Annotated in this window: 11 protein-coding genes and 1 pseudogene; 1 reads left to right on the top strand and 11 read right to left on the bottom strand. The window is 69.0% G+C overall.

Annotation, left to right across the window (positions count from 1 at the left end):
• The 11 genes and pseudogenes from D588_RS25735 to D588_RS0120355 all read right to left on the bottom strand — a co-directional run.
• Nucleotides 1-227 (bottom strand): annotated as a pseudogene (locus D588_RS25735) (glutamate 5-kinase); the annotation flags it as partial.
• A 4-nt stretch (nt 228-231) separates the two neighbouring features.
• Nucleotides 232-489, bottom strand: a complete 258-nt coding sequence (locus D588_RS0120310) for a YciI family protein (RefSeq protein ID WP_017917302.1) — start codon at nt 487-489, stop codon at nt 232-234.
• A 125-nt stretch (nt 490-614) separates the two neighbouring features.
• Complete coding sequence (gene argH, locus D588_RS0120315; RefSeq protein WP_017917303.1) at nt 615-1913, bottom strand: argininosuccinate lyase; 1299 nt, start codon at nt 1911-1913, stop codon at nt 615-617.
• A 96-nt stretch (nt 1914-2009) separates the two neighbouring features.
• Entirely contained in the window at nt 2010-2987 is a 978-nt protein-coding gene (argC, locus tag D588_RS0120320; protein WP_017917304.1) for an N-acetyl-gamma-glutamyl-phosphate reductase, read from the bottom strand.
• Nucleotides 2984-3601, bottom strand: a complete 618-nt coding sequence (locus D588_RS0120325) for a GNAT family protein (RefSeq protein ID WP_017917305.1) — start codon at nt 3599-3601, stop codon at nt 2984-2986. The genes argC and D588_RS0120325 overlap by 4 nt, the downstream gene beginning before the upstream one ends.
• Nucleotides 3602-3627: 26 nt before the next feature.
• Entirely contained in the window at nt 3628-4944 is a 1317-nt protein-coding gene (locus D588_RS0120330; RefSeq protein ID WP_017917306.1) for an acetylglutamate kinase, read from the bottom strand.
• A 79-nt stretch (nt 4945-5023) separates the two neighbouring features.
• Nucleotides 5024-6121, bottom strand: a complete 1098-nt coding sequence (locus tag D588_RS0120335; protein WP_017917307.1) for an acetylornithine deacetylase — start codon at nt 6119-6121, stop codon at nt 5024-5026.
• Nucleotides 6122-6127: 6 nt separating this feature from the next.
• Nucleotides 6128-6580 carry a GNAT family N-acetyltransferase gene (locus D588_RS0120340; RefSeq protein ID WP_017917308.1) on the bottom strand — a complete coding sequence of 151 codons (453 nt, stop codon included), beginning with the start codon at nt 6578-6580 and terminating at the stop codon, nt 6128-6130.
• Between the two features lie 187 nt (nt 6581-6767).
• Nucleotides 6768-8003, bottom strand: a complete 1236-nt coding sequence (locus D588_RS0120345; RefSeq protein ID WP_017917309.1) for an argininosuccinate synthase — start codon at nt 8001-8003, stop codon at nt 6768-6770.
• A gap of 57 nt (nt 8004-8060) precedes the next feature.
• Entirely contained in the window at nt 8061-9092 is a 1032-nt protein-coding gene (locus D588_RS0120350; protein ID WP_026143935.1) for an N-acetylornithine carbamoyltransferase, read from the bottom strand.
• A gap of 299 nt (nt 9093-9391) precedes the next feature.
• The gene (locus D588_RS0120355; RefSeq protein ID WP_017917311.1) at nt 9392-9922 is read right to left on the bottom strand and encodes a hypothetical protein; all 531 of its coding nucleotides are present in this window, start codon (nt 9920-9922) and stop codon (nt 9392-9394) included.
• Between the two features lie 142 nt (nt 9923-10064).
• Between D588_RS0120355 and cysS the strand changes: the two genes are divergently transcribed.
• Nucleotides 10065-11480, top strand: coding sequence for a cysteine--tRNA ligase (gene cysS, locus D588_RS0120360; protein ID WP_017917312.1), 1416 nt, complete (start codon nt 10065-10067; stop codon nt 11478-11480).
• Nucleotides 11481-11659 lie beyond the last annotated feature (179 nt).

An 11659-nucleotide genomic window follows, 5' to 3' on the forward strand; every position in this document is an offset into this window, starting at 1 on the left:
GCCTTGGGCACGATGGCACGGCCCGCGGCGACCGCGCCGGAGGACACGATCACCAGTTCGCGCCCGGCCGCCAAGTTGGCCGAGACGAACTGCGCCAGGCCCAGCGCGAAGCGCGGGGTCAGCCCGCCGCCGTCGGCGGCCAGCAGGCTGCTGCCGACCTTGAGCACCGCGCGCCGCCACGGCGGCAGGCGTTGTTCGACGAAGGGCGATGGCGTCCGCGAGGTCATGGGATCAGCGCGTGTTCCATTCGTAGACGGTGAGGTCGGAGCTGCCGTGGATCGCCAGCGGATCGGCGGCGACGATCGCCTGCGCCTGCGCTAGGTCGTCCACGCCCTGCAGCAGGTAGGCGCCGCCGCTGCGGTCGCTGAAGCCGCCGGTCAGCGCCAGCAGGCCGCGTGCGCGCAGGTCGTCGAGGAAGGCCTGATGCGGCGCGACCACGCGCTCGTCGAAGCTCGGTTTGCGCATCGCCAGGACCAGGTAGTGCTTCATCGTACGGTGTTCCTTCTGCAATCGGTTTGCATGTTCGGCGTCGCAGCGAACGCTTTTTGTGGGAGGGGCTTCAGCCCCGACGCGTTAGCGCCGAGGCGTCGCGGCTGAAGCCCTCCCACAGGCAATCAAGCCTCCAGCGCCTGCCAACGCGCCTGCAGCTCGTCCAGGCGCAGATCGGCGGCGGCGCCCGGCGAGACCCGCGCGGCCAGGCTGCCTTCCGGCGTGCGCCCCTGCCCTGCGCTGTCGGCGGATGCGGCGGCGGCCTGGTAGGCCTCGCGGAACGGCACGCCGGCCACCGCGGCTTCCACCGCCACGTCGGTGGCGTACATCCCCGAATCGATCGCCGCGCGCAGCCTGTCCTCACGCCACTCCAGGTTGGCCAGCAACGCCGGCAGCAATTCCAGCGCGGCCAAGCCGCGGCCGAAGCCGTGGAAGATCGCGCCCTTGCTGCTCTGCAGGTCGCGGTGATAACCGGACGGCAGCGACAACAACTGTTCGATCTCGGTACGCGCCGCGGCCACGCTGGCGTGGGTGGCGCGCATCAGTTCGATCACGTCGGGGTTGCGCTTGTTGGGCATGATCGAACTGCCGGTAGTGTACTGCGCCGGCAGCGCGACGAAGCCGAATTCGCCGCTGGTGAACAGCGACAGGTCCCAGGCCAGGCGGCGCAGGTCCAGGGTGGCGCTGCCCAGCGCTTCCAGCGCGGCCATCTCGAACTTGCCGCGCGAGAGCTGCGCGTAGATCGGGCTGACCTGCAGCCGCGCGAAGCCCAGCGCGGCGGTGGTGTGGGCGCGGTCCAGCGGCAGGTTGACGCCGTAGCCGGCGGCGGTGCCCAGCGGGTTGCAGTCGACCAGGCGCAGGGTATCGCGGGCGCGGACGGCATCGTCGAGGAAGGCCTCGGCCCAGCCCGCCCACCACATGCCCGCGGAGGACACCACGGCGCGCTGGATGTGGGTGTAGCCGGGCACCGGCAGGTCGCGCTCGGCCTGCGCGCGGTCCAGCGCCACCTTGGCGATCTCCGCGCTCAGTTGCGCCAGCCGCGCCAGCCTGTCCTTCAGCCACAGCCGGGTGGCCACCAGGATCTGGTCGTTGCGGCTGCGTCCGGTGTGGATCTTGCGCCCGGCATCGCCCAGGCGTTCGGTCAGCCGCGCCTCGATCGCCGAGTGGCCGTCCTCGAAGCGCGCATCCAGCACGAACGCGCCGCTACGGAAATCCTCTGCCAGCACCGCCAGCTCGCGCTGCAGCCCGGCCAGTTCGTCGGCGGACAGGATGCCGATGCGCTGCAGGCCTTCGGCGTGCGCGCCGCTGGCGGCGATGTCGTGAAGGAAGAACTCGCGGTCCAGGAGCACGTCGTCGCCGGCCAGGAAGGCCTGGATCTGCGTGTCGACGGCGACGCCGGGTTTCTGCCAGAGGAGGTTGGTCATTGGAGAGCCGGGATTGGGGAATGGGGATTGGGGATTGGGGATTCGGGAAGCGGCGCGCTGCGGCGGTGATGGATGCCGCGCTGCGGTGGCGCCCTACTACGGCGTGTCCATCCGCGGGATCGAGGTCAGTTCGTCAACGCCCAGCGCCAGGTTGAGGTTCTGCATCGCCTGCGTCGCGGCGCCCTTGAGCAGGTTGTCGAGCGTGGCCACCAGCACCAGCCGCTTGTTGCCCGGGGCCAGGGTGAAGCCGCCGAGCTGCACGCCGTGGCGGCCGGCGATGCGGCTGACCCAGGGTGCCTCGTCGATCACCTCGATCAGCGGCTCACCGGCATAGCGCGTGCGATACAGCTGCTGCACCGCATCCAGCTTGAGCGGCTGCTGCAGCCACAGGTTCACGGTCATGGTGATGCCGCGGAAATGCGGCGCCACGTGCGGCATGAATTCCACCGGCACGCCGAGCTGCGCGGACACCTCGCGCTCGTGCATGTGGTCGGTCAACGCGTACGGCATCAGGTTGTCGTGCAGCAGCGCCGGGTTGTTCTTGTCCGACAGCGTGGTGCCGGCACCGGAATAGCCGGACACGCCGAAACACTGCGGCGGCCCGGCGAGCTGCTCGCGCAGCGGCGCGATCGCCAGCTGCATCGCGGTGGCGTAGCAGCCCGGGTTGCTGATACGGCGCTGCCCGGCATAGCCTGCGCGGGTCAGTTCCGGCAGGCCGTAGTACCAGGCCGGATCGAAGCGGTAGTCCGCGGACAGATCGACCACGATCGGGTCGGGCGCGCCGGCGGCGACCGCCGCATCCAGCGCCGCCACATAGGGCGCGGCCTTGCCGTTGGGCAGCGCCAGCACCACCACGTCGGCGCGCTTGGCCGCCACCGCGTCCGGGTCGAGATTCTCGTAGCGCAACTCGCCTTCGTAAGCGTCGTGGTGCGCATCGACGCGCTGCCCGTCCAGCTCGCGCGAGGACAGGAAGGCCAGCCGCAACTGCGGATGCGCGGCGATCAGGCGGATCAGTTCGGCGCCGGTGTGGCCACGGGCGCCGACGATGCCGATGGAATAAACGGGAGTGTTCATGCGTGCGAATCCAGGCGGAACTGCAGGTGGCGTTTCACCCCGGCCCATTCCGTATCGATGATGGAGAAGATGACGGTGTCGCGCGGGGTGCCGTCGGCGTGGCGCTTGTGGTTGCGCAGCACGCCGTCCTGCTTGGCCCCCAGCCGCGCGATCGCGGTGCGCGAGGCATGGTTGAACCAACTGGTCTCGAACACCACGCTGAGGCAGCCCAGCGATTCGAAGGCGTGGCCAAGCAGCAACAGCTTGGCCTCGGTGTTCAGGCCGCTGCGCTGCACCCGCGGCGCATACCAGGTGTAGCCGATCGACAGCGTCGGCACCTGCGGATCCAGGCCGTAGAAACGCGTGCTGCCGACGATCTCGCCCTGCGCATCGCGCACCACGAACGGCAGCACCCGGCCCAGCGCCTGCACCTCCAGCGCGGCAGCGACGTAGGCGTCCACCCGCTCCGGCGCTGGCACGTTGGTGTACCACAGCGCCTCCAGGCCGCTGCCGCGTACGGCGTTGCGCAAGCCCTCGGCGTGCGCCGCCTGCAGCGGCTCCAGGCTGACGTGGCGGCCGCGCAGCGTCGGCACCTGGCGCCAGGATTCGGGAAGCTCGGGATCGATGCTGGACATGGCCTGGGTTCTCTGGACGATTCCGCTCAACCCTGCAGGGTCGGCGTGCGCGTGGCGCAGTGCGCCACGCAGTGCTGGATCTGCTCGAAGGTCTCCAGGCCGTACCAGAACACCTTCCACTTCTCCTGCTTGAAGCAGCCGTCGGACTCGGCGTAGTAGAAGATGTTGACCTGGTTGTTGTGGCGCGAGCGCCAGAACAGCTGCGGCGTCTCCTCGCGCATCACGTTCCACACCGCGCGGCCCAGGCCCTCGCCCTGCGCGTCGTCGAGCACGGCGAACTTGTCCAGGTAGGTGTAGCCGCCCTCGTCGGTGAGGATCACCGCGGTGCGGTAGTTCTCGCTGACGTAGGCGCGCAGCAGCTTGGTGGTGTCGAAATAATCCGGCACCAGGGTGCGGCCGAAACTGGATTCGATCAGGGTCTTCAGCCGCGGCAGGTCCAGCTCGCTCCACGCCGTGGCGCGCAGCACCTTCTCGCCGCGCCGCACCAGGGTGCCCGAGCCCTTGTGGGTGAACAGTTCCTTGGCCAGGTCGGCCGGGCGCGTGATCGACACCGACGACTCCAGCGGCAGCCGGTCCAGCAGGTCCTTGATCTGCTCGATCTTGACCTTCATGCCGCCATGGATCCACGGCTGCGCGATCAGGTGGTCGTACTCGGTGGACAGGTTGATCGAATCGATCACCGTGCCCTTCTCGTCGAGCAGACCGCCGGTGCCGGTAAGGAAGATGATCTTGTACGGCTGCAGCTCCTGCACCAGTTCGTTGGCGGCGAAATCGGCGTTGATATTGAGGATCTGGCCGCTGGGGGTCTCGCCCAGGCTGGTGATGACCGGGATCGAGCCGGCCTGCAGGCTGGCCTCGATCGGTGCCAGGTTCACCGCGGTGACCTCGCCGACCAGCCCGTAGGTATCGCGGTCCAGGTACTGCGCCTCGAACACGCCGCCGGTGATCGAGGTGGCGCGCGCGCCGTTCTGCTGCAGCGCCTCGACCAGCTTTAGGTTGGAAGCCTGGAACACCCGGCGCACGATCGCCAGCGCTTCCGGCGAGGTCACCCGCAGGCCGTTGACGGTCTGCTTCTCGATGCCGGCGGCGGACAGCTCCGCGTCCAGCTGCGGGCCGGCGCCGTGCAGCACGATCGGGGTCAGGCCCACTTCCTGCAGAAACGACAGCGAGGAAGTCAGCGCCTCCAGGTCGTCGCGCAGCACCGCGCCGCCGACCTTGACCACGGCGAAGCGCTTGGCGTCCAGTTGCGAGAAGCGCTTGAGGTACTGGCTGATCTCCTTCGCGCTGGCCATGCTCGAGAGCAGGCGCACGATGGTCTGGCGGGTTTGGCGGTTGGCGTGCATGGCGTGGGGCGATGTCCGAAGGAATCCAGGGTGGGGCCGATCGCAGGATCGGTCCGTGCGACGTGGAAAGGCGCGCGGCTCAGCGCGCGCCGTTGATGATGCGGTGCACCGAGGCGGCGTAACGCTGCAGTTGCTCCAGCGTCACGAACTCGTCGGCGGTATGCGCCTGGGCGATGTCGCCCGGGCCGTAGACCAGCGCGGTGTAGCCGCCGGCGGAGAACAGCGAGGCCTCGGTCCAGAAGTCCACCGCGTTGCCGATCGGCAGCTCCAGCGCATCGGCGACGTCGCGCGCGGCCAGGCGCTTGTCCTCGGCGCGCGCAATGTCTCCCGACGGCAGGCTGGGCCCGCGGAAGGTCTCCTCGAAATGCGCCGCGGCAGGCTCGGCGAAGCCGGCGAAGGTCGCCAGCAACGCGTCCACGTCCATCGACGGCAGCGGCCGGAAACCGAAGCGCAGCTCCGCCGCCGGCGCGATCATGTTGGCCTTGATCCCGCCCTCGACCCGGCCGATGTTGAAGCGCAGCCCGGTCAGCCCGCCGAAGCGCGCATGCGCCAGCGACTCGACGTGGTCCAGCGCACGGCCGCCCCAGCGCATCGCCTGATGCAGGGCGCTGGCCGCGGCATCCTGCTTGCCGGAGGCATGCCCGGCGCGGCCGGCGAAGCGCATCAGCACCGAACTGATGCCGCGATGCGCCAGCACCGCCTCGCTCATGGTCGGCTCGGCCACCAGCACCGCCTCGTAGGCGATGCCGCGGGCCAGGAACGCGGCGATGCAGCGCGGGTCGTTGGCTTCCTCGTCGCTGGAGAACAGGAACGCGGCATCGCCGTCGCCGGCATTGGCCGCGGCCAGCAGCGCTGCCGCCGCGCCCTTGATGTCGCACACGCCCAGGCCGACCACGCGATCGTCCAGGCGCCGCATGACGTGCGGATCGGCGCTCCAGTGCGGCGAATCCGGCACCGTGTCCAGGTGCACGTTGAACAGGTACTTCGGCGTGCCGCGTACCGCGTACAGGCTGACCGCGCCGGCGCCGTGGTCGATCACCTCCACCGCGAAGCCGGGCAGCTGCGCACGGAGGTAGTCGAAGATGCCATCGGTGCCGATCGCCCGAGGCGGATTGCGGGTGTCGAAGGACACCAGTTCTTTCAGGTGGGTCAGGGTGGATTCGAGCAGATCGGTCATGGTGTGTCAGGCTGCCGTGGTGCTGGTGCGGTAGAGATCGGGATAGGCGATTTCCATCAACGACTGCGGCCGCGCCGGCGCGGCGAACCCATACTGGGCGTACAGCGCATGCGCATCGGAGGTGGCGAGCATGAAGCGACGCAGGCCTTGCAGCTGCGGGTGGGCCATCACCGCCGTCACCAACTGCTTGCCGTAGCCGCGGCCGCGGTGGGCGTCGAGCACGAACACGTCGGCGAGATAGGCGAAGGTCGCGCCGTCGGTGATCACCCGGGCGAACGCCACCTGCCCGACGCCATCGAGATGGCCGCCGAAGCACAGCGAACCGGCGATCGCCCGCTGCACCGTGTCCAGCGGGATGCCCAGGCTCCAATAGGCCTGCTCGCTTAGGAAGCGATGGATCAACGGCAGATCCAGTTCCTGCTTGTCGGTGCTGATGCGCAGTGCGTGCATGAGGTCCATCAGACAGGTCCTTCTCCCCTCGGGAGAAGGTGCCCCGCAGGGGCGGATGAGGGTACGAGCGAAGCCTGGTGAAGCCAATCGCGCCAGCAGGTGAAGATCCTGGCGAAGCTCGCGCAACCAACTAGTGCGAGGCTTCGCCCGGACCCTCACCCCAACCCCTCTCCCGAAGGGAGAGGGGCTTTACGCGTCAGCGGTTGACCTGCGCGTACAGCGTCGAACTCATCCCAAACAGCTTGATGAAGCCCTCGGCCTCGGCCACGCCCCAGTCCGCCGACTGCGCGTAGGTCGCGCCCTTGGCGTTGAGCAGGTGCGGCGACTTCACCGCCACCGCGTCGACGCGGCCGCCGCGGGTCTCCAGCGTCACTTCGCCGTTGACCATGGCCTGCGACGACTTCAGGAAGGCTTCCAGGTCGGTCTTCAGCGGGTCGTGGTAGAAGCCTTCATAGACCAGCTCCACCCACTTGCGCGCCACATCCGGCTTGAAGCGGTTCTGCTGCTTGGTCAGCACCGCATCCTCCAGCGCGCGGTGCGCGGCCAGCAGCGCCACCAGGCCCGGCGCCTCGAACACGATGCGTCCCTTCAGGCCGATCACGGTGTCGCCGGTGTACACGCCACGGCCCACGCCGTAGGGCGCGAACAGCTTGTTGAGCCTGGCCAGGATCTGTTCGCCCTGCAGCGCCTTGCCGTCGAGTTCGACCGCCTCGCCGTGCACGAACTTCAGCTTCACCGTCAGCGGCTCGGTCGGCCACGCGCTGCGCGGCGCGCACCAGCCGCGGGCGCCCTCGCCCGGCGCTTCCCAGCGGTCGATCTCGCCGCCGGACATGGTCAGGCCGAGCAGGTTCTCGTTGATGGTGTAGGCCTGCTGCTTGGCGCGCACGCCGAAGCCGCGCTCCTCCAGGTACTTCTGCTCGTAGGCGCGGGTCTGGGTGTGTTCCTTCTGGATCTCGCGGATCGGGGCGACGATCTCGTAGTCGCCCAGCGCCTTGACCGCCAGGTCGAAGCGCACCTGATCGTTGCCCATGCCGGTGCAGCCGTGCGCGATGGTCTTGGTGCCCAGTTCCTCGGCGCGCTTGAGCGCGGCATCGACGATCAGGTAGCGGTCGGACACCAGCAGCGGGTACTGGCCCTGGTAGCCCTCGCCGGCCCACACGAACGGCTTGACGAAGCCGGCCCAGATCGCCGGGCCGCCATCGACGGTGACGTGGCTGGCCGCGCCCAGTTCCGCGGCGCGCTTCTCGATGAAGTCGCGCTCCTCGGCATCCACGCCGCCGGTGTCGGCGAACACGGTGTGCACCGCATACCCCTTGGCCTGCAGGTAGGGAATGCAGAAGCTGGTGTCGAGACCGCCGGAGAAGGCGAGGACGATGTCCTTGCGGCCGGGATTCGGGATTGGGGAGTCGGGATTGGTGGAAGCGGTGCTCATGGTTGTTTCCTTATCACGCGTAAAAGTGGGGGCTAACGCTGTTGCTGTACCGATTCTCTATTCCCGATTCCCGATTCCCGCTTGCGACGCAAGCGCCGCCATGATCGCCTTCTGCACATGCAGGCGGTTCTCGGCCTCGTCGATGGCGATGCAGTTGGGCGAATCCATCACCGCGTCGGTGGCCTTGACGTTGCGGCGCAGCGGCAGGCAGTGCGAGAACACGCCGTTGTTGGTCAGCGCCATCTTGCGTTCGTCGACGATGAAGTGCTGGTACTGGTCGCGGATCGGCTTCTCCGGGCCCCAGTTGCCGAAGAACGGCAGCGCGCCCCAGCTCTTGGCATAGACCACGTCGGCGCCGGCGTAGGCGCTGTCGATGTCGTGGCTGACGCTCAGCGAACCGCCGCTCTCGGCCACGTTCTGCGCGGCCCAACCCATGTAGCGCTCGTCGAGCACGTAGTCGGGGGTCGGGCACAGCAGGGTCACGTCCATGCCCAGGCGGGTGGCGATGGTCAGTGCGGAATTGGCCACCGCGGTGTTCAGCGGCTTGGGATGGTAGGTCCAGGTCAGCACGTACTTCTTGCCGCGCAGGTCGCGGGTGCCGAAGTGCTCCTGCAGCGCCAGCGCATGCGCCAGTTCCTGGCACGGATGGGTGATGGTCTCCATGTTGATCACCGGCACCGGCGAGTACTTGGCGAAGCTCTTCAGCACCACGTCCTCGCGGTCCTTGGCCCAGTCGACGAACTTCGGGAACGCGCGCACGCCGATCAGGTCCACATAGCGACCCAGCACCCGCGCCACCTCGGCGATGTGCTCTTCGGTGTCGCCGTCCATCACCGTGCCCAGGTCGAACTCGATCGGCCACGCGTCCTTGCCCGGCTGCAGCACCACCGCGTGGCCGCCCAACTGGAACGCGCCCAGCTCGAAGCTGGTGCGGGTGCGCATGGACGGGTTGAAGAACACCAGCGCGATCGACTTGCCCTTCAGCTCGCTGCCGAGGCGGTTGCGCTTGAACAGCGCCGCCTGGGTCAGCAGCGCGTCGAGCTCGGCGCGGCTCCAGTCCTGGGTGTTCAAGAAGTGCTTCAGAGACATCGATCGATCCTTTGCAGCGGTGGGGACGCGGGGACGCGCGAGGCGTTCTACAGGGAGGTTCTTTACGGGTGAAACTTTTCCGGCCGATGAAAACGAAAAAACCCAGCCTCGGGCTGGGTTTTCAGAACGAACGGCACGACGCTCCGGTTACCCAGCGAGAATGTGGGATTCCGGTCGACGCGCGCGCGACGTCATGCCCGAGGCCATGCGTGCGGCGCTGAGATCGTGCTGTGGCAGGTTCACTTTCATCGGCGCGCATCCTCGCACGCGCACGCCACAGGCGCAAGCGCGCGCGGCGCTCAGCGCGGGGGCACCACCACCGCGTCGGGCACGTACGGCGCCACCGAGACGCGGATACGCAGGCGGTTGCCCGGATCCTCGGGCAGCCGCGAGCGGTACTTGGTGCCCTTGTAGACATAGTCCACATCGTAGGCGATGGGCCGGCGGAACTCGCGGCCGACCTCGACCATCCGGCAGTTGCGTCCGCCCTGCGGCGCCGCGGCCGGCGCAGCCGCCGGGGCTGGCTCCTCGTGGCGGCGGCTGAAGATGTCCTTCACCGAATCCATCAGCCGGTTCAAGCGGCTGTCGTCCTCGGCCGGCTTGGGCGCCGGCGCTGCCGGGGCCGGCGCGGGGGCCGGATCGCATTGCTGCTCGGTGCGGGTGGCGCGCAGGGTCTGGTAGACCGGCTCCACGTTCAGGACCTGGGCGTAGTCCAGCTTGACGTTCTCGATCACCACCACCCGGTTGCGCGCCTCGGAGTCCTGCGCCCAGGCCGGCGCGGCGGCGCAGGCAAGGATGCCGACCAGCGGCAACAACGGGTTCGGGCGCATCGGCAGCAGCTTCGCAAGGGCAGACCAATGAGTGTAGGCATGGCGGCTTGCGTCGGGCTGAACGCGAGCCGACAGGCGCGCGGCGCGCCCGCCTGGCGGCGGCTGCCGGTAGAATCGGACGGTTTCCCCACCGCCGATGCCGATGAGCCTGCGCCTGCACAACAACCTGACCCGCCGGGTCGACGCCTTCGAACCGCTCGATCCGGTGGCCGGCCCGACGCTCTACGTCTGCGGCCCCACCGTCTACAACTACGCGCACATCGGCAACGCCCGCGGCCCGGTGGTGTTCGACGTGCTGGCGGCACTGCTGCGACGCCGCTACGGCAAGCTGCGCTACGCCCGCAACATCACCGACGTGGACGACAAGATCAACGCCGCCGCGCAGGCGCAGGGCGTGCCGATCTCGGCCATCACCGACCGCTTCGCGGCCATCTACCGCCAGGACATGGCCGCGCTGGGCGTGACCCCGCCGGACATCGAGCCGGCGGCCACCGCGCACATCCCGCACATCGTGGCGATGATCGAGCGGCTGATCGCCGGCGGCCATGCCTATGCCGCCGAGGGCCACGTGCTGTTCGCGGTGGCCAGCTTCGCCGATTACGGCAAGCTGTCGCGGCGCGACCCGGAGGAGATGCTGGCCGGCGCCCGCGTCGAGGTCGCCCCGTACAAGCGCGACCCGGGCGACTTCGTGCTGTGGAAGCCCTCCAGCGACGACCTGCCGGGCTGGGACTCGCCATGGGGCCGCGGCCGCCCCGGCTGGCACATCGAGTGCTCGGCGATGGCCGCCGCGCACCTGGGCGAGACCATCGACATTCATGCCGGCGGCGTCGACCTGCAGTTCCCGCACCATGAGAACGAGATCGCGCAGAGCGAATGCGCCCACGGCGGCGCCACCTTCGCCCGCGTCTGGCTGCACAACGGCATGCTGACCTTCAGCGGCGCCAAGATGAGCAAGTCGCTGGGCAACATCGAGACCGTGCACGATCTGATCGAGCGGCATCCGCCCGAGGCGCTGCGCTGCGCACTGCTCAGTGCCCACTATCGGCAGCCGCTGGACTGGTCCGACGCCCTGATCCAGGCCCAGGTGGCCCGGCTCGACGGCCTGTACGGAACGCTGCGCGATCTGCAGGCCATCGACGCCGAGGCCGTCATTCCGGCCGAAATCGAAGAGGCCCTCGACGACGACCTCAATACGCCGCTGGCGCTGTCGGTGCTGTCGAGCCTGGCGACCCAGGCGCGACAGGCACTGCGCGAGGCGGCGCCGGCCGGCGGCTCCGACCCCGCCGACGCCACGCAACGTGCGGACACGCTGCGCCAGGCCAAGGGCCGCCTGCTCGGCGCCGGCCTGGCCCTGGGGCTGCTGCAGCAGGATCCGCAGGTCTGGTTCCAGGGCGCCGGCAGCGACGACGACGCCCGCATCCAGGCGCTGATCGACGCCCGCAGCGACGCCAAGAAGGCCCGCGACTTCGCCCGCGCCGACGCCATCCGCCAGGAACTGGCCGACGCCGGCATTGTCCTGGAGGACACGCCGCAGGGCGTACGCTGGAAGCGTGGGTGATCGGGTCCTCATAGAAAGAGGGCGCACGGCTGTTCCCTTCTCCCTCCGGGAGAAGGTGCCCCGAAGGGGCGGATGAGGGTACGAGCGAAGCCTAGAGAGATGAGGCCGAGCGAATGGCATCGACAGTTCGCGAGGCTTCGCCCGCACCCTCACCCCAACCCCTCTCCCGGAGGGAGAGG

Source organism: Xanthomonas sp. SHU 308, assembly GCF_000364645.1.
Classification (GTDB): Bacteria; Pseudomonadota; Gammaproteobacteria; order Xanthomonadales; family Xanthomonadaceae; genus Xanthomonas_A; species Xanthomonas_A sontii.

Bases quoted from the DNA above. Each gene is read 5' to 3' on its own strand.
- D588_RS0120310 (WP_017917302.1), bottom strand. From the start codon at position 489: ATGAAGCACTACCTGGTCCTGGCGATGCGCAAACCGAGCTTCGACGAG.
- argH (WP_017917303.1), bottom strand. From the start codon at position 1,913: ATGACCAACCTCCTCTGGCAGAAACCCGGCGTCGCCGTCGACACGCAG.
- argC (WP_017917304.1), bottom strand. From the start codon at position 2,987: ATGAACACTCCCGTTTATTCCATCGGCATCGTCGGCGCCCGTGGCCAC.
- D588_RS0120325 (WP_017917305.1), bottom strand. From the start codon at position 3,601: ATGTCCAGCATCGATCCCGAGCTTCCCGAATCCTGGCGCCAGGTGCCG.
- D588_RS0120330 (WP_017917306.1), bottom strand. From the start codon at position 4,944: ATGCACGCCAACCGCCAAACCCGCCAGACCATCGTGCGCCTGCTCTCG.
- D588_RS0120335 (WP_017917307.1), bottom strand. From the start codon at position 6,121: ATGACCGATCTGCTCGAATCCACCCTGACCCACCTGAAAGAACTGGTG.
- D588_RS0120340 (WP_017917308.1), bottom strand. From the start codon at position 6,580: ATGGACCTCATGCACGCACTGCGCATCAGCACCGACAAGCAGGAACTG.
- D588_RS0120345 (WP_017917309.1), bottom strand. From the start codon at position 8,003: ATGAGCACCGCTTCCACCAATCCCGACTCCCCAATCCCGAATCCCGGC.
- D588_RS0120350 (WP_026143935.1), bottom strand. From the start codon at position 9,092: ATGTCTCTGAAGCACTTCTTGAACACCCAGGACTGGAGCCGCGCCGAG.
- D588_RS0120355 (WP_017917311.1), bottom strand. From the start codon at position 9,922: ATGCGCCCGAACCCGTTGTTGCCGCTGGTCGGCATCCTTGCCTGCGCC.
- cysS (WP_017917312.1), top strand. From the start codon at position 10,065: ATGAGCCTGCGCCTGCACAACAACCTGACCCGCCGGGTCGACGCCTTC.